A 15,684-nucleotide genomic window follows, 5' to 3' on the forward strand; every position below is an offset into this window, starting at 1 on the left:
TGAGAGCTGAAATCATCGTCTGCCTGCGGTGACGCGCGGCATCACCTGCTCGGCCATCAAAATCATCGAGCGGCGTCCGAACTCGCGGTCACGCCAGTCCTTGCCCGCATAGAGCAGCGTGCCGAACTCGCCGACCTCCTCCTGAAACGCCAGGATCCGGTCGGCGACGCTGTCGGGCGTGCCATAGATGATGAGCTTCTCGCAGACGGATTCGAGCGTGACCTCGTCATCCGGCTGGTCGCGCCGCGTCTTGAACAGCTCGATGCGGCCGTTCCGCTTCAGCTTGGTGAAGAGCGAGCGGTAGTAGTACACGTAAGGACTGTCGGGATCGGTGGCGTAAGCCTTGGCGGTCGCCATGTCGTTCGCCACAAACACGCTCTTCGCAACGCGCCAATTGCCGGAATCGACCGTCCTGCCGACACGCTCGCAGCCCTCGACATATTTAGGCCAGTGGCTCTTCACCCACTTCGGCATCAGGAAGTTGGCCGAGATCGGATCCCAGCCGCGCGCGGCCGCCTCGGTGACGCCTTTCGAGAACGGCGCGACGGCGGTGACGACGATCGGCGGATGCGGCCGCTGCAAGGGCTGCGCGATGAAACCCTGACCGATGTCGGCCATCAGCGTCTTCTCCGTCGTGATGTTCCAGAACTGGCCTTGGATATTGTAGGGCGGCTCGCTCGCCCAGATTTGCAGCACCTGGTTGATCGCCTCGAGGAACATGGCGTTGCGGTCGCATTCGAGCGTGCCGAACAACTCCGCGTCCGAAAGCAGGCCGCCCGGGCTGATGCCGAAGATCAGCCGCCCATCGAGCATGTGATCCAGCATCGCGATGGTGGCGGCGACGGTGGCCGGATGGACGTTCGGCATGTTGACGGTGCCGGTGCCGAGCTTGATCTGCTTAGTCGCCGCCGCAATCCAGGCCAGGAAGGCGATGCATGAGGTGATGTTCTCGGCCTGGTCGGTGACGTGCTCGCCGACATAGGCCTCGCTGAAACCGAGCTCGTCGGCGAGCAGGAACGCCTCTCGATCCTCCTGAAGGGACTGTCGCCAGTCCTTGTCCAGCGGATGGATCGGCATCGTGAAGAAGCCCAGTTTCATGGCGTTCCCATCAGCTTGTCCACGGTGGTCCGCAAATGCCGGCGCATCGCCTCCATCGCGCGGATGCGGTCGCGCTGCTCGATCGCATCGATCAGCGTGTCATGCTCGGCAAAGGAAGAGTAGTCCTCCGGCGGACGCTCCGGCCTGGTGTCGAGCCAGCGCCACACCACCGCGCGACGGACATCGTCGACCGTTTGATGGATCGCCGACAGCAGCGGATTTCCGGTCGCCTCCGCGATCAGGCGGTGCAGCCGCCCATCCAGCGTCTCGTAATCCTTCCACGTCTCGGCCTCGCGCATCTGCCGCGCCAGCACGCGCATGCCTTCGATATGCTTGAAGGTTGCGTTGACGGCGGCGAGGCTGGCGATCTCCGGCTCCAGCACGAGCCTCGCCTCCATCGCGTTGCGCGGGCTGGTGCTGTCGCGCAGCGCGTCGAGATTGGCCGAGCCGTTGTCCACGGGCGCACGGATGAATGTGCCGCGGCCGACCTCGCGTGAGAGGCGGCCGTCCAGCTCGAGCCGCGCGAGCGCCTTGCGGATCTCATTGCGCGAAACGCCGAACTGCGCCGCGAGTTGTCGCTCCGGAGGAAGGCGCGTGCCGGGGCCACCCTCAGTCAATCGAGCCAACAAATCGAACACCGGTCTAATCCTCTGCCGCAACCAATATCAACCAATCTCCATTTCACGCGCATTGCGTTCACAAATGCAAGACCAAAACGACAGCGATGAAGATTTGGCGTTGACAGCGCCGGATTTGAACGCGAGGCTACAACCAATCAAAAGGCCAATTGTAAAATTGGTTGACCAATAGGCGAGGATCGTTGCGATGGTCGAGTCTGCCAGCGTTCGCACGTCAACCGACATGCCGATTCCTCCCACGATGAAGGCCTGGGTGCTGGGCGACCCCGGCCATCTGCGCCTCAGCGAAAAGCCGGTGCCGATGCCGAAGCGCGCGGAGGTGCTCGTGCGCATCGATGCAGTTGCCATCTGCGCAACGGATCTGGAGATCATCGAGCACGGCACACCGGCGCTGATCCAGGGCGGACCGCCCTTCAACAAGAACTTTACGCCCGGCCATGAGTACATGGGGACGGTCGCTGCACTCGGCCCCGGCGTCGACGAATACAGGATCGGCGAGCGCGTCACGGTCGAGATCCATGCCGGCTGCGGCCAGTGCAAGCGCTGCCGGCAGGGCATGTACACCTCCTGCCACAACTACGGCCTGAACTACGGCGATGTCGACAAGGGCCATCGCGCCAACGGCTTCACCACCGACGGCGGCTTTGCCGAATATGCCGTCAACCACATCAACACGCTATCGCGCGTGCCCGACGACATGAGCGACGAGGAGGCGACGCTCGTCGTTACCGCCGGCACATCGATGTACGGCCTCACCGAACTCGGCGGCCTCGTCGCCGGCGAGAGCGTGGTCGTCACCGGGCCGGGCCCGATTGGCCTGCTAGCGGTGGCGGTTGCGAAGGCGCTCGGCGCTGATCCGGTGATCCTGTCGGGCACCCGTGACGCACGCCTTGCCATCGGCACCAAGCTCGGCGCCGATCGCGTCGTCAACGTGCGCAACGAGGATCTCGTCACCGTCGTGAAGGATATGACGGGCCGCGGCGCCGACTATGTCGTCGAATGCGCCGGCACCGATACGGCGATCAACGAAGCCGCCAAGATGGTCAATCGCGGCGGCAAGATCTGCCTCGCCGCGTTTCCGCACGAGCCGGTGCTCGCCGACATCGGCGCGCTCGTGAAGAACAATATTTACGTCTACGGCATTCGCGGCGAAGGCAAGAGCGCCACGCACCGCGCCATGGCGTTGATGGCCGCCAAACGGTTCGACGCCACGCTGATCCACACCCACACGTTCCCGCTCACGGATCTGCCAACGGCACTGCACTACGCTCGCAATCGCGTCGACGACGCCATCAAGGTCGTGATCAAGACGCGCGGCGCTGTTAGCCAGATCAAGAAGGCCGTAGCCTGATAAGCAAGATCAATAGACGTCTATGGAAGGAACCGGCCCATGTCAGACTCAAATCCCCGCGTACACTGGTCCGCCGAGCTGCAGCGTGAATTCGAAGAAGGGCGCAACAGCGGTTGCGTCGGCAGCGTGCTGGTCTCGGAGACCGATCGCGTGCGCGTCTGGCACCTGTCGATTGCGCCGGGCAAGCGCTGCGGCTTCCATCGCCACGTGCTGACCTATTTCTGGACGGCGCACAATCCGGGCAAGGCGCGCGGCTATTTCGAGGATGGCCGCATCGTCGATGTCGAGCACTACAAGGGCGAGACCAGCCATCTCGCCTTCGGCGCCGGCGAGTACATGGTGCATGCAGTCGAGAACATCGGCACCACGGACCTGCTGTTCACCACTGTCGAATTCCTCGACAGCGCCAACAAACCGCTGACGGTGCCCGACAGCGTGCGGCTGGCGATTCCGCAAGGCGCTGACATCAAGATGGCATCATAGCCGGGCAGGATCGGCAGACAGGAATTTTTGTATGAGTACGAAAGCCAAGGCAATTCGTATGGCCGCACAAGGCGGACCGGATGTCCTGAAATTGGAAACGGTCGAGCTGGCCGCGCCGGGCAAGGGCGAGGTGCTGATGCGGCAGACCGCCATCGGCCTTAACTTCATCGACGTCTATTTCCGCGACGGTTCCTATGCGCTGGATTTGCCGGCCGGCCTCGGTGCGGAAGCCGCTGGCGTGGTCGAGGCCGTTGGCGAGGGTGTGACGGAGTTCAAAGGCGGTGACCGCGTCGCTTATGGCGGCTCGGCGCCGGGCGCCTATGCGACCCATCGCCTGATGCCGGCCGCACGGCTCGTCCCCATTCCACAAGCCGTGAGTGACGAGGCTGCGGCGGCCGTGCTGATGAAGGGCATGACGGCGGAGTACCTTTTGAACCGCTGCGTTGCGGTCAAACCCGGGCAGCAGGTCCTGTTCTACGCGGCATCGGGCGGAGTCGGCCTGATCGCCGGCCAATGGGGCAAGCATCTCGGGGCCCGCATGATCGGAGTCACCAGCGGCGGAAAGAAAGCGGAGCTCGCACTCGCGCACGGCTACGATGCCGTCATCGACCGCACGAACGAACGCATTCCCGAGCGGGTGAAGGCGCTGACCGGCGGCAAGGGCGTCGCGATTGCCTATGATTCCGTCGGCAAGGATAGTTTTGAGGCCACGCTCGCCTCGCTCGCCCCGCGCGGGTTCTTCGTCACTTTCGGTGCGACGACGGGCGCGCCGCCGCCGCTCGAGGCGGCATTGCTCCAGAAGAACGGATCTCTCTATTACACGCGGCCGACGCTTGCGACCTACATCGCTGCGCGCGAGGATCTGGTAGCATCGGCCGCTGCCGTGTTCGACCTCGTCGGCAGGGGCGTGATCAAGCCGATGATCGGGCGTCGCTATGCACTGTCCGAGGCGGCGGCGGCCCATCGCGATCTCGAAGCGGGATCAACCCAGGGGTCGTCGCTGTTGATGCCCTGACTTTATCGACGGAGGCGGCAAGCTCCCGCCTCCCAGTGACCCCGCAGATCAACCAGAACAATAATTTCGGTTGGGTACGTCAACAGGAGGAGGGCCGGCAGCGGATGGGACAATACGCAGGACTATTGCTCGATTCGATCGTGTCCGGCGTTTTGGTCGGGGGCTTCTACGCCGCCATGGCCGTGGGCATCTCGATCGCGTTCGGCATGCTCGGCATCAGCAATATCGCCCATCCGGCGCTCATTCTGCTCGGTTCGTTCATCGTCTATGTCTTGAACTCCCAGTTCGGCCTGGATCCGATTCTGGTCGGCGTGCTCGCGACCGTTCCGTTCTACTTTCTTGGTACGTTGCTCTACACCGCCTATGAGTTCGCTTTCGAGCGGCGCGGCACGCAATTGATCCGCGGCTTGGCTTTCTTCTTCGGCCTGCTGTTCATCACGGAGGTCGCCCTTCAGCTGATCTTCGGCGTCGACTATCGCCTGGTCGAGGCGCCCTATATCGGGCCGTCCTATAATTTCGGACCGATTTCGCTGCCGGTCCGGATGCTGATTCCGTTCCTGGCCTCCGTCCTGCTCCTGATCGGCCTGCAACTGTTTTTCGCACGGACCTTCACCGGGCGCGCCATCATGGCGGTGGCGCAAGACAAGTTCGCGCTGCAGCTGATGGGCGCCGCGCCCGTTCGCATCAAACGGATCGCCTTTGGCCTCTCGACCGCCACCGCGGCGATGGCCGGCGCCTTCCTCATCATTCTCCAGCCGGTCGAGCCTTCGATGGGACGCGACTATATCGGGCGGATTTTTGCGATCTGCGTTCTCGGCGGCATCGGCTCGCTGCCGGGCACCTTCATCGCGGCCGTGATCGTGGGCGTGGCGGAGAGCATTACGGCGACGTTCTACGGTCCGTCATGGTCGCCCGCGATCGCATTCGGATTCCTCCTGATTGCGCTCGTGGTCAGGCCCGCCGGCCTGTTCGGGAGAGCTTGATGTCGAACGGGCGCTTCATCCTGCTCGCCTGCCTGGTCGGCGTCGCACTGGTCGCAGCCAGCTCGTTCGTGACTAACGAGTACTATGTGTTCGCAGCGTACTTCGTCCTCCAATACGTCGTACTGGCGACAGCCTGGAACATCCTCGGCGGCTATGTCGGCTACGTCAATTTCGGCACGACGGCGTTTCTGGCCATCGGCCTTTACAGCGCCGCCGCTATGAACAAATGGCTCGACCTGCCGATTCCGGTGCTCATCCCTATTGCAGGTGTGCTCTGCGGCGCCGTCGGCCTTGCCATGGGCTATCTCACGATCCGGCTGCGCGGCGTCTATTTCACCATCGCGACGCTGGCGCTCTCGGTCGTGGTCCAGACCTTCATCACCAACTGGGACTATGTCGGCGGATCGCGCGGCATCTACATCATGCGGCCAACCGACGTTCCGGTGTTCGGCAGCTATGTCGCTTATCTCTTCTTCCTGATGACCGTACTTGCGGTCGTGGCCGTCATTACGGCGCGCGTGATCGAGCGCTCGACCTTCGGCTTCGGCCTGGCCGCCATTCGCGACGACGAAACGGCGGCCGCTGCATCCGGCGTTCCGGTGCTGCGGCTGAAGCTGGTCGCCGCCGCCATCAGCGGCGCCTTGATGGGTATGGCCGGCGCGCCGTTGCCGTTCTATTTGACCTATGTCGAACCGACCTCTTCGTTCAGCCTCGCCTATACCGTGAACAGCGTCGCGATGCCGCTGGTCGGAGGCACCACGAGCTGGCTCGGGCCGGTAATCGGCGCGGTTCTGCTCGGCACCATGCAACAGGCCATGACGGTGCTGATCTCGTCGTCCGTCAATCTGCTCGTGGTCGGCGTGCTGCTCGTGATCTTCGTCATCGCCGCGCCAAACGGAATCTTGGGACTGATCCGGTCTCTACGCGGCAAGAAGGTGGACCCGGAGACCAACCCGCTCGCCGCGATGCTCGTGACCGAGAAGCGGAGCAGTCAATGATGATGGAGGCGAGCGCGGCCACGGCGAACGGATTGATCCTTAATGCGCGCGGCATCACCAAGCGTTTTGGCGGCTTCGTCGCCCTGAACAATGTCGACCTCGCCGTGCGGCCCGGCGAGCGGCTAGGCCTGATCGGCCCCAATGGCTCGGGCAAGAGTACGCTAACCAACTGCCTGTGCGGCGCGCTGAAGACGGACGGCGGCTCGATATCGTTCGCGGGCAGGGCGATCGACAATCTCTCGTCCTATCAGCGTGCGCGGCTCGGGCTTGGCCGTAGCTTCCAGCTGCCGCGACCGTTCCACAGCCTGTCGCTGCTCGACAATCTTCGCATCCCGCTGGTCTATGCGGTGAATGCGCGCGGCGGCACCCATCTGACCGAGCAACAGATCCGCGCGCGCAGCACCGAGCTGCTCGGCGAGTTCGGCCTCGGCGGCAAGCTGCATCGCCTGCCGGGCGATCTGACCCAGGTCGAGATGCGCAAGCTCGAACTGGCGCGCGCCATGGCGACGGATCCGACGCTGCTGGTGTCGGACGAGGCTCTGGCTGGCCTGTCGCATTCGGAGGTGGACGAGATCCTGGCGCTACTGCTCGCGCTCAACAAGCGCGGGGTCGCCGTGATCTTCATCGAACATATTATGCGCGCGGTGATGGCGTTCTCGGAGCGACTGGTTGTGCTCGTCGCCGGCGAGAAGATCGCGGACGGCGCGCCGAAGGACGTCATCGCCGACGAGCGGGTGATAGGGGCGTATCTTGGCCAGTAGCATTCGCATCGACAACATCAATGCCGGCTACGGAGCGGTTCGTGTCCTCCACAACGTGTCACTGAACGTTGGCGCGCGTGAGACGGTGATCTTGCTCGGCACCAACGGCAACGGCAAGAGCACGCTGATCAAGACCATCATGGGCGCGGTGCGGCCGATGTCGGGCCGTATCGTCGCGACCATCGACGGCAAGGATCACGACCTCATCGGCAAAGAGACCGAGGAGATCATCGACCTCGGCGTAGCGCTGGTGCCGGAGGGACGGCGGCTTTTTCCGCGCCTGACGGTCGCGGAGAATCTGCTGCTCGGCGCCTACCGTCCGACAGCGCGAGCGCGGCTGAAGGAGAACATGGCCTATTGCTACGAGGCGTTCCCGCGGCTCGCGGAACGCCGAGCGCAGCTCGCCGGCACGATGAGCGGTGGCGAGCAGCAGATGCTCGCGCTGGGGCGCGCGCTGATGTCGGCACCGAGCATTTTGATCGTCGACGAGCCTTCGGTGGGTTTAGCCCCGCTGTTCGTCAGCCGCACCATCGACATGATCGCGCAGCTGAAGGAGCGCTACCATCTGACTGTGCTGATGGCGGAGCAGAATTTCACACAAGCCATGCGGATCGCCGACAAGGGCTACGTCATCGTCCACGGCGAAATCGCGTTCCGGGGCGAAAGCCCCGAGGAGATGCAGCGGAGCGACCTGATACGACAGCACTATCTCGGCATGTAAAACTCAAAACATAAAACAGGGAGGACGACGTGAGGATTTTTCGGCTGACTGGCTTGAGGGGCGTCGCATTGGCGCTCTCGACAATGATTGCGGCGCTCTATCTGTCCAGCGATACGGCGCGCGCGGCTGACCCGATCAAGATTGGCTTCGGCATACAATTGACCGGACCGCTCGCCGGCAACGGCAAGGCGGCGCTGCTCGGCGCGCAGATTTGGGCCGACGAGGTCAACAAGGCCGGCGGTCTGCTTGGCCGGTCGGTCGAGCTCGTGCCTTATGACGACCAGAGCAATCCCGGCCTCGTGCCCGGCATCTATTCCAAGCTGCTCGATGTCGACAAGGTCGATCTGCTGCTGTCGAACAACACCAACCAGACCGCGCCGGCGATGCCGACGATCATCCAGCACAAGCGGTTGATCATGGGCATGTTCGCGCTCGCCATTAACGAGCAGTTCAAATATCCCGGCTATTTCCAGATCCAGCCCTATGGACCGAACGGCAAGGACTCGTTGACCCGCGGCTTCTTCGAGAATGCGATGGCGATGGACCCGAAGCCGACCACTGTGGCGCTGGTCGGCGCTGATGCGGAATTCTCAAAGAATGCGCTGGAAGGCGCCCGCATGCAGGCCAAGCGGCTCGGCCTCACCGTCGTCTACGACAAGGTCTATCCGCCGACGACGGTGAATTTTACGCCGGTGCTGAAGGCGCTGCAGGCGACGTCGCCGGACCTGGTGTTTGTCGCATCTTATCCGTCCGACACGGTCGGCATCATCCGCACCGCGCACGAGATCAATCTCGAGCCAAAGGTGTTCGGGGGCGCCATGGTCGGCACCCAATATGCCGCGATCAAGCAGCAGCTTGGCGAGGCGCTGAATGGCATCGTCTCCTTCGAGCAGTACATCCCCGAGCCGACCGTCAAATTCCCGGGGATCGAGGACATGCTGAAGAAGTACCAGGCCAAGGCGGCGGAGGTCGGCGTCGACGCGCTCGGCTATTACGTTCCGGCGTTCGTCTATTCCGCGCTCCAGGTTCTCGGCGAAGCCGTAACCAAGACGGGGGGCGTCGATCAGCAGAAGCTGATCAATTATATCCACGCCAACACGTTCCAGACCGTGGTCGGTGACATCACCTTCGGGCCCGATGGTGAGTGGGTCGAGCCACGCATGTTCGCGGTGCAGTTCCGCAATATCAAGGGCAACGACATTCAGCAGTTCACTCAGGCCGGCAAGGAAGTGATCATCTTCCCGCCGAAGTACAAGTCCGGCGGCCTGGTTTATCCCTTCATCAAGGCCCAGAAGGCCGCGCAGAACTGAATCAACCGTTCAAAAAGAAGAAACGAGAATTCATGACTGAAACGATCGGCATGCTTGGCATCGGGATCATGGGCTCCGCCATGGCGGGGAACCTGATCAAGGCCGGCTTTGCCGTGGTTGGCTACGATCCCGTGCCGGCGGCACGGGATCGTCTTTCCGATATGGGCGGCCAGGCGCTGTCGTCGCCGAAGGATGTGGTTGAGGCCGCCACGATCAGCTTTGCTTCGCTGCCGAGTGCGGCAGCTCTCGCGGAGGCCGTTGCAGGCGTCGCCCGCGCGGGTGGCTCCGGGCAGATTCTGATTGAGTGTTCGACGCTGCCGCTCTCCGCCAAGCGTGAGGCGTTCGCTGCGATGGAGGGTGCTGGCAAGGTCTTGCTCGATTGCCCCGTAAGCGGCACCGGTGCGCAGGCTGCGACCGGCGATTTGGTGGTCCTCGGTAGCGGCGACGAGCAGGCGTTCGCGCACTGCGCGGCGGCGTTCGCCGGGATGTCGCGGCGGCAGGTCTATCTCGGCCGGTTCGGCACCGGCAGCATCATGAAATACATCGCCAATCATCTGGTGACGATCCACAATGCCGCTGCGGCAGAGGCGATCCTGCTCGGCATGAAGGCCGGGATTGATCCCGGCCTGGTTTACGATACGCTCGTCGACAGCGCGGCGACGTCACGCATGTTCCAGATGCGCGGCCCGCTGATGCGCGACGAGAACTACGACAATCCGACCGCGGCCATTCGCACGCATCTGAAGGATCTCTCAATCATCTCGGGCTTCGCCGCCGAGCTCGGATGTGCGCTGCCGGTCTACTCAGCGGCCGAACAACTCTATCACGCGGGCGAGGCGCTCGGCTTTGCGGCGCGCGATACTGCCTCGATCTGCGCCGTGCTCGAGCACATGAACGGCTTTGACCGTCATTGCGGCGCCGATGCGTCCACCAATTCGTCCTCCCAATCGTAAAGGAATAGCCATGTCTGCCTATTGGTGCGCACGTGTTCACGTGACCGATCCCGAAACCTACGGGAAGTATGCCGCTCTCGCCGGGCCTGCGATCGAGAAGCACGGCGGCGTGTTTCTCGCGCGCGGCGGCAAGCAGGTGATCCTCGAAGGCGGCAATTACGAACGCAGCATCGTCGCGCGCTTCCCGAGCCTGGATGCTGCAGTGAAATGCTACAACTCGCCCGAATATTCGGAGGCGCTCAAGTACACCGTCGGGACTGCAGAGCGCCACATGGTGGCGGTCGAGGGACTTGATTAGGCTGTCTTGAAGGAAACAGGACCGTCGCCTGACATTCGAATGCGTCAGCGTTCATTCGCGATGGCAATCGCAGCTTCGACCGCATTCTCCAGGATATCGAGGGACAATTTCCTGTCGTTGACCGCGCGCGCCAATTGCAGAGCGCCGACCATCGTCGCATAGATCGTGATCGCCTTGGCCCGCCGATCCTTCGCGGAGCCGTGCCTAATCTGCTCCGTCATCAGCACGATGATGTCGGCGACCTTCCCGGTGAAGGCATCGCGTGTCGGCTTTGGATGCCGCGCGATCTCGGCGACCAGCGCGGCGATCGGGCAGCCGGTGCCGACGCGGTCGCGATGCCGCGTCGAAAGATAGTGGCGGATCATGGTTTCGAGCGCGCCGCCGTTTTTCAGATTGGCCTTGTGCCGCTCTTCGCGCCTTGTGAGCGCATCGGTCAGCACCTCCCGCACCAGTTCCTCCTTGGAGGCGAAGTGCGAGTAGAAGGCGCCGTTGGTGAGGCCCGCCTCCGACATGATGCCGGCGAGGCCGACGGCGGCTATTCCGCTCTCACGAAACTGGGCTGAGGCGACATCGAGAATGTGGCGACGGGTCTCGTTCTTGTGTCCCTTGTCGTAGCGCATGGGCCTCAACTCCCTCCCGCGAGCCAGTCGGCCACAGGATCGTGAGTGATTGTCTATTGCATTACAATCATAATAATGAATTATGATCATAATGCAATGGCCATATGCCCCGGGGCGTCGGCCTTCCGGAACAACAGGACCGTAAGAATGTCAGTCGAGGATGTCGCCGCATTGCCCTTGCCCGCCACAGGGGCCGTCGCGCGCCCGGCGCCGCCGATCCGTCCCGCGGCGACGTCCAGCGCGAGCGACCAGCGGCGTGCCGCGCTCCTGACTGCGCCGATCCTGCCGACCTTGCTCAGGCTTGCGCTGCCGACAGTCACCGTCCTGGTGGCGCAGACCGCGGTCAACATCGCGGAGGCCTATTATGTCGGCTATCTCGGCACGGACGCGTTGGCCGGTGCCGCACTGGTGTTTCCGATCTTCATGTTGATGACCATGATGTCGAACGGCGGGTTCGGCTCCGGCGTCGCTTCGTCGGTGGCGCGTGCGGTGGGTGCCGGCCGCCGTGAAGATGCGGATGCGGCACTGTTCCATGCCATCGTGCTGGCGATCATCGCGGGCGCGCTATTCACGCTGGGGGTGCACTTCGGCGGCCCGGCGCTGTTCCGCGCCCTCGGCGGACGCGACGGCGCGCTCGATGCCGCCATCACATATTCCAGCTATTTGTTCGCAGGCGCGATTCCCGTCTGGATCGTCAATCTCCAGGCGGCGGCGCTACGCGGCTCCGGCAACGTCAAGGTGCCTGCGCTGGTCACACTGATCGGTGCTATCGTGACCATTCCCGTCTCGCCACTGCTGATCTTCGGCTTCGGACCCGTGCCAAGCCTCGGCATCGGCGGCGCCGGCATTGCCTTCGGTCTCTACTACGGCGCGGCGATGCTGTTCCTGCTGCGCTACATGTCCACGGGCGCATCTGGCCTGAGATTGCACATCGTGCCGTTGCGCGCAAAAATCTTTGGCGACATGCTGAAGGTCGGCATCCCCACCGCGTTCAATGCCGTGCTGACCAACCTGACCGTCATCCTCGTCACCGGCGCGGTCGGCTTGTTCGGCACCTCGGCGCTGGCCGGCTACGGCATCGCCTCGCGGCTCGACTACATCATGATCCCGCTGCTGTTCGGCATCAGCACGGCGACACTGACCATGGTCGGCGTCAACATGGGTGCAGGTCAGGCCGCGCGGGCGCAGAGGATCGGCTGGGTCAGCGGCGCCGCCGGCATGATCATGACCGGCTCGATCGGCCTGCTGGTCGCGATCTTCCCGATGGCCTGGCTGCAACTCTTCAGTCACGACGCCGAGGTCGTGAACGAAGGCATGGCGTACCTCCGCATCGTCGGCCCAGCCTATGCGGCGCTGGGTTTTGGCTTCGTGACGTCGTTCGCAGCACAGGGCGCGGGTCGGGCGATGGGCCCGCTCGCCTCCGGAGTCGCGCGCATCCTGATCGCAGCCGGCGGCGGCTGGATTGCGGTTGCGTATTTCGACGCGGGAATGGCCGGGCTTGCCGCGATGGTCACGGTGTCGCTCGCCGCTTACGCTGTGATCTCCGTGCTGATCATGGTCTCGCCGTCGACCTGGGGCGCCTAGTAAGGGCTTGCGCGCGGCCTGCATCTGCCTCAATTTGCGTTCGTTTCCCATTTTGCGGCGAACGGAGAAGCGTTGCCCGCCGCGGGCGGTCAATATGGATTTTCATTTCATTGATTTCGTCCGGCGGAGAAGCGAATACGGTTCCAGTCATTGCCGGTGAGTTCTGGAGACCAAGATGTCGTTTCGTCCCGCTTTGATCCTCGCAACTGCGCTGGCCGCATGGTCGGCCGCAGCATCAGCCGAGACCATCAAAACGATCCTGCGCGAGGACCCCAAGGGCCCCTATGTCAACCTGATCGCGGTGCGGGCCGCCGACAAGGACAAGCCCCTGGGTCAAGATCGTGGTCGACAGCTCTCACACGCCCGAGGTGAAGGAGTTCATCCTGACCAAGTTCAAGGGCGCGGTATTGCCGAGCTAGTAGGCAATCTGCCTAGCCTGGGGCCAGCGCAGGGGGCCGATCCTGGCGGGCAGCCTTGCGCATTGCCCGCTTGTCTCGGGCCCTCGCAACCGACATCATTGGGGGCCGTGGCCATCCTCGTCCGACTGGGGTCGTATGAAACGCTTTGCAAACCTGAAACGCCTGGGATTTTTCACGCGGCTTCTTGATGAAGCCCCGCCCGCGGAGCGGTATCGTGTCGCCGCCGAGCAGATCGTGCGCGCCGAGAAGGCAGGTCTCGATTCCGCGTGGATCGCGCAGCATCATTTCCACGAGCGCGAGGGTGGCCTGCCGTCGCCTTTCACCTTCCTCGGCTATGTCGCAGCTCAAACCTCGCGCATTCGTCTCGGCACCGGCATCGTCACCTTGCCGCTGGAGAGCGCGGTGCGGGTGGCAGAGGATGCCGCCGTGCTCGATCTGCTCTGCAATGGCCGCTTCGAGCTCGGTGTCGGCACCGGTGGCAACCCGTCCGCCTTCGCCGCCTTCGGCCTCGACGGCACCCAGCGCAACGAGATATTTGCGCGCAATCTGGAGGTCGTCCGCGCGGCGCTGACCGGCAAGCCGCTCGACGGCGGCGACACGCTCTACCCGCAGCGGCCGCAATTGGACAAGCGCATCTGGCAGGCGACATTCTCGGTGGCAGGCGGCGCGCGCGCCGGCAAAGCCGGCGACGGCCTGCTGCTCTCGCGCACCCAGCCCCGGACCAAGGACGCGCCAAACGCCACGCTCGCCGAGATCCAGAACCCGATCATCGAAGCTTATCTCGCGGCGCTGCCGCCGGGCGCTGAACCACGCATCATGGCATCGCGCAGCGTGTTCGTCGCCGACGATCATCGCGAGGCGCTGCGGCTGGCAGACATCGGGCTGCGTCGCGCATTGCCGCAATTCATGAAGGGCGGTCATCTGCCTCCGGGCGAGACGCTCGAGGAGATGATCACGGCGTTCGACACCCATGTCGGCGGGGCCGACGAGGTCATTGCTTCGCTGCGCACCGACGCGACGCTGGAGCGAGTGACCGATCTGGTGTTCCAGGTCCATTCGGTCGATGCGCCGCACCCCTACGTCCTGCGCTCGATCGAGCTGGTGGCCGACAAGGTCGCGCCTGCGCTGGGCTGGACCCGGACGGCGCCCGAAGTGGCCCTGGCAGGCTAGTCGGGATTTTTGGATTGCATGAGGCCTTATGATGAGTACGCCTGACATCATCGACACGCTCGCCGGGATCAAGCCGGGATCGGCTCTGGACGCCATCCGCGCACGGCGTCTGCAGGCGCGCGACAATGCGCAGAAGAGCTACCTTTCTTTGTTCGAGCCGATCGACGCCGGCGATGTCTCGCTGCTCGAACGGGCCGCGGTTGCGGCCTTCGTGACCGGGCTCCATGGCGAGTCCCCTGTCGCGACCTTCTATCGCGAGAAGCTTGCGGCGAGCGCGGGTGGTCCGGCTCTGCTTGAAGCGATCGATGCCGAGATCGCGCGGGGCAAGACTTCGGGCCCATATGGCTCCTTTCCGGCCGGTCCGTTGTCGGTCGAGAATACCGCCGGCCTGATTTATCGCGTGAGTGCGGCGAGCAAGTCCGGGCTCGGCCCCCGGCTCGCAGCGGCATTCGAGCATGCGCATCTCCTGGTGTTCCGGCCGCGCGATGCGGCATCGAGCGATATGAAGGCGCTGCTTGCCGCCGGCTGGTCGAACACCGGCATCGTCACCTTCTCCCAACTCGTCGCGTTCCTGTCGTTTCAGGTGCGGGTCGTCAGCGGCTTGCGTACGCTCGCAGCAGTGAACGCAAGAGAGGAGACTGCATCATGAGCGCCACCGTCAATCCGCCCGTTGTCTTCACGCAGGATGAGCTCGGCTGGGTCTCCTGGATCGAGCCGTTGCCCGAGGCCGATCTCACCGAACGGCATTTCGCCGGGCTCGTCGATCGCGCCCGCGCCAAGTCGGAATATTTCCGCCTGCTGGTGCGCGATCCCGAGGTGCTGGAGGCCCGCACCAAGACCGACAAGGACATCTTCTACAACGTCGCCGACGGCCTGCCACGCGCCGAGCGCGAACTCGCGGCGGCCGCGACTTCGCGCTACAACGGCTGCATCTATTGCGCCTCGGTGCATGCGCGTTTTGCCAGCACCTATTCCAAACGCCGTGACGACGTGCAGCGCCTGCTCGACGAAGGTGTCAGTGCCGAACTCGGCGAGCGCTGGAACGCCGTGGTCAAGGCATCGGTGGCGCTGGCATCAACGCCGATCGGATTCGGTCCCGACAATATCGCGGAGTTGCGCCGCGCGGGCCTCGACGACGCGGAGATCGTCGATGTCATCAACGGCGCGTCATTCTTCAACTGGGCGAACCGGCTGATGCTGTCGCTCGGCGAGCCCTCGAACTAGGCAACTTCACTGGCATAGAACTTGCCATTTATTTTGTAACATCTGACTGGATGGAGCC

18 protein-coding genes and 1 pseudogene are annotated in these 15,684 nt (G+C 63.7%); 15 read left to right on the forward strand and 4 right to left on the reverse strand.

Going from position 1 to position 15,684, the window contains the following annotated elements; all coding sequences use genetic code 11:
• Nucleotides 1-12: 12 nt before the first annotated feature.
• From ABIA96_RS11765 to ABIA96_RS11775, 3 genes are read right to left on the reverse strand one after another with little or no spacing between them, the layout of a single operon-like run.
• Nucleotides 13-1,098, reverse strand: coding sequence for an LLM class flavin-dependent oxidoreductase (locus ABIA96_RS11765; RefSeq protein ID WP_354137217.1), 1,086 nt, complete (start codon nucleotides 1,096-1,098; stop codon nucleotides 13-15).
• Nucleotides 1,095-1,736 (reverse strand): FadR/GntR family transcriptional regulator, encoded by a 642-nt coding sequence (locus ABIA96_RS11770; protein WP_354137218.1) that lies wholly within the window; start codon nucleotides 1,734-1,736, stop codon nucleotides 1,095-1,097. Before ABIA96_RS11770 ends, ABIA96_RS11765 begins: the two co-directional genes overlap by 4 nt.
• 27 nt (nucleotides 1,737-1,763) lie before the next feature.
• A complete protein-coding gene (locus ABIA96_RS11775; RefSeq protein ID WP_354137219.1) occupies nucleotides 1,764-1,961 on the reverse strand; it encodes a hypothetical protein in 198 nt (65 codons plus the stop codon).
• Here ABIA96_RS11775 and ABIA96_RS11780 point away from each other — a divergent pair.
• The 10 genes from ABIA96_RS11780 to ABIA96_RS11825 all read left to right on the forward strand — a co-directional run bounded on the left by ABIA96_RS11780 (nucleotide 1,960) and on the right by ABIA96_RS11825 (nucleotide 10,609).
• Nucleotides 1,960-3,087 carry a zinc-dependent alcohol dehydrogenase gene (locus tag ABIA96_RS11780; RefSeq protein WP_354137220.1) on the forward strand — a complete coding sequence of 376 codons (1,128 nt, stop codon included), beginning with the start codon at nucleotides 1,960-1,962 and terminating at the stop codon, nucleotides 3,085-3,087. The genes ABIA96_RS11775 and ABIA96_RS11780 overlap by 2 nt on opposite strands.
• A gap of 39 nt (nucleotides 3,088-3,126) precedes the next feature.
• Nucleotides 3,127-3,570 carry a cupin domain-containing protein gene (locus ABIA96_RS11785; protein WP_354137221.1) on the forward strand — a complete coding sequence of 148 codons (444 nt, stop codon included), beginning with the start codon at nucleotides 3,127-3,129 and terminating at the stop codon, nucleotides 3,568-3,570.
• A gap of 31 nt (nucleotides 3,571-3,601) precedes the next feature.
• Entirely contained in the window at nucleotides 3,602-4,585 is a 984-nt protein-coding gene (locus ABIA96_RS11790; RefSeq protein ID WP_354137222.1) for a quinone oxidoreductase family protein, read from the forward strand.
• 104 nt (nucleotides 4,586-4,689) lie between these two features.
• Complete coding sequence (locus tag ABIA96_RS11795) at nucleotides 4,690-5,568, forward strand: branched-chain amino acid ABC transporter permease (RefSeq protein ID WP_354137223.1); 879 nt, start codon at nucleotides 4,690-4,692, stop codon at nucleotides 5,566-5,568.
• A complete protein-coding gene (locus ABIA96_RS11800) occupies nucleotides 5,568-6,566 on the forward strand; it encodes a branched-chain amino acid ABC transporter permease (RefSeq protein WP_354137224.1) in 999 nt (332 codons plus the stop codon). Before ABIA96_RS11795 ends, ABIA96_RS11800 begins: the two co-directional genes overlap by 1 nt.
• On the forward strand, nucleotides 6,563-7,327 hold the full coding sequence (locus tag ABIA96_RS11805) for an ABC transporter ATP-binding protein (RefSeq protein WP_354137225.1): 765 nt from the start codon (nucleotides 6,563-6,565) through the stop codon (nucleotides 7,325-7,327). The genes ABIA96_RS11800 and ABIA96_RS11805 overlap by 4 nt, the downstream gene beginning before the upstream one ends.
• Complete coding sequence (locus tag ABIA96_RS11810; protein WP_354137226.1) at nucleotides 7,317-8,048, forward strand: ABC transporter ATP-binding protein; 732 nt, start codon at nucleotides 7,317-7,319, stop codon at nucleotides 8,046-8,048. The genes ABIA96_RS11805 and ABIA96_RS11810 overlap by 11 nt, the downstream gene beginning before the upstream one ends.
• A gap of 29 nt (nucleotides 8,049-8,077) precedes the next feature.
• On the forward strand, nucleotides 8,078-9,358 hold the full coding sequence (locus ABIA96_RS11815; protein ID WP_354137227.1) for an amino acid ABC transporter substrate-binding protein: 1,281 nt from the start codon (nucleotides 8,078-8,080) through the stop codon (nucleotides 9,356-9,358).
• A gap of 32 nt (nucleotides 9,359-9,390) precedes the next feature.
• Nucleotides 9,391-10,311 (forward strand): NAD(P)-dependent oxidoreductase, encoded by a 921-nt coding sequence (locus ABIA96_RS11820; protein WP_354137228.1) that lies wholly within the window; start codon nucleotides 9,391-9,393, stop codon nucleotides 10,309-10,311.
• Between the two features lie 10 nt (nucleotides 10,312-10,321).
• Complete coding sequence (locus ABIA96_RS11825) at nucleotides 10,322-10,609, forward strand: DUF1330 domain-containing protein (RefSeq protein WP_354137229.1); 288 nt, start codon at nucleotides 10,322-10,324, stop codon at nucleotides 10,607-10,609.
• A gap of 44 nt (nucleotides 10,610-10,653) precedes the next feature.
• Here the strand turns inward: ABIA96_RS11825 and ABIA96_RS11830 are convergent, their stop codons facing one another.
• Entirely contained in the window at nucleotides 10,654-11,229 is a 576-nt protein-coding gene (locus ABIA96_RS11830) for a TetR/AcrR family transcriptional regulator (protein ID WP_354137230.1), read from the reverse strand.
• 147 nt (nucleotides 11,230-11,376) lie between these two features.
• Between ABIA96_RS11830 and ABIA96_RS11835 the strand changes: the two genes are divergently transcribed.
• From ABIA96_RS11835 to ABIA96_RS11855, 5 genes and pseudogenes are all read left to right on the forward strand, one after another.
• Nucleotides 11,377-12,813 carry an MATE family efflux transporter gene (locus ABIA96_RS11835; protein ID WP_354137231.1) on the forward strand — a complete coding sequence of 479 codons (1,437 nt, stop codon included), beginning with the start codon at nucleotides 11,377-11,379 and terminating at the stop codon, nucleotides 12,811-12,813.
• Nucleotides 12,814-13,063: 250 nt separating this feature from the next.
• Nucleotides 13,064-13,232 (forward strand): annotated as a pseudogene (locus ABIA96_RS11840) (MetQ/NlpA family ABC transporter substrate-binding protein); the annotation flags it as partial.
• A 135-nt stretch (nucleotides 13,233-13,367) separates the two neighbouring features.
• Complete coding sequence (locus tag ABIA96_RS11845) at nucleotides 13,368-14,402, forward strand: putative FMN-dependent luciferase-like monooxygenase (RefSeq protein ID WP_354137232.1); 1,035 nt, start codon at nucleotides 13,368-13,370, stop codon at nucleotides 14,400-14,402.
• Nucleotides 14,403-14,433: 31 nt separating this feature from the next.
• Entirely contained in the window at nucleotides 14,434-15,051 is a 618-nt protein-coding gene (locus ABIA96_RS11850) for a CMD domain protein (RefSeq protein ID WP_354137233.1), read from the forward strand.
• Nucleotides 15,048-15,626, forward strand: a complete 579-nt coding sequence (locus tag ABIA96_RS11855) for an alkylhydroperoxidase domain protein (RefSeq protein ID WP_354137234.1) — start codon at nucleotides 15,048-15,050, stop codon at nucleotides 15,624-15,626. Before ABIA96_RS11850 ends, ABIA96_RS11855 begins: the two co-directional genes overlap by 4 nt.
• Nucleotides 15,627-15,684: the final 58 nt, after the last annotated feature.

This window comes from Bradyrhizobium sp. LB11.1 (assembly GCF_040549385.1).
In the GTDB taxonomy this organism is placed as follows: domain Bacteria; phylum Pseudomonadota; class Alphaproteobacteria; order Rhizobiales; family Xanthobacteraceae; genus Bradyrhizobium.

Excerpts from the sequence above, each read along its gene's own strand:
- ABIA96_RS11845 (WP_354137232.1), top strand. The coding sequence starts at position 13,368 with ATGAAACGCTTTGCAAACCTGAAACGCCTGGGATTTTTCACGCGGCTT.
- ABIA96_RS11795 (WP_354137223.1), top strand. The coding sequence starts at position 4,690 with ATGGGACAATACGCAGGACTATTGCTCGATTCGATCGTGTCCGGCGTT.
- ABIA96_RS11820 (WP_354137228.1), top strand. The coding sequence starts at position 9,391 with ATGACTGAAACGATCGGCATGCTTGGCATCGGGATCATGGGCTCCGCC.
- ABIA96_RS11785 (WP_354137221.1), top strand. The coding sequence starts at position 3,127 with ATGTCAGACTCAAATCCCCGCGTACACTGGTCCGCCGAGCTGCAGCGT.
- ABIA96_RS11800 (WP_354137224.1), top strand. The coding sequence starts at position 5,568 with ATGTCGAACGGGCGCTTCATCCTGCTCGCCTGCCTGGTCGGCGTCGCA.
- ABIA96_RS11780 (WP_354137220.1), top strand. The coding sequence starts at position 1,960 with ATGCCGATTCCTCCCACGATGAAGGCCTGGGTGCTGGGCGACCCCGGC.
- ABIA96_RS11855 (WP_354137234.1), top strand. The coding sequence starts at position 15,048 with ATGAGCGCCACCGTCAATCCGCCCGTTGTCTTCACGCAGGATGAGCTC.
- ABIA96_RS11830 (WP_354137230.1), bottom strand. The coding sequence starts at position 11,229 with ATGCGCTACGACAAGGGACACAAGAACGAGACCCGTCGCCACATTCTC.
- ABIA96_RS11765 (WP_354137217.1), bottom strand. The coding sequence starts at position 1,098 with ATGAAACTGGGCTTCTTCACGATGCCGATCCATCCGCTGGACAAGGAC.
- ABIA96_RS11825 (WP_354137229.1), top strand. The coding sequence starts at position 10,322 with ATGTCTGCCTATTGGTGCGCACGTGTTCACGTGACCGATCCCGAAACC.
- ABIA96_RS11805 (WP_354137225.1), top strand. The coding sequence starts at position 6,563 with ATGATGATGGAGGCGAGCGCGGCCACGGCGAACGGATTGATCCTTAAT.
- ABIA96_RS11775 (WP_354137219.1), bottom strand. The coding sequence starts at position 1,961 with ATGTCGGTTGACGTGCGAACGCTGGCAGACTCGACCATCGCAACGATC.
- ABIA96_RS11790 (WP_354137222.1), top strand. The coding sequence starts at position 3,602 with ATGAGTACGAAAGCCAAGGCAATTCGTATGGCCGCACAAGGCGGACCG.
- ABIA96_RS11835 (WP_354137231.1), top strand. The coding sequence starts at position 11,377 with ATGTCAGTCGAGGATGTCGCCGCATTGCCCTTGCCCGCCACAGGGGCC.
- ABIA96_RS11850 (WP_354137233.1), top strand. The coding sequence starts at position 14,434 with ATGAGTACGCCTGACATCATCGACACGCTCGCCGGGATCAAGCCGGGA.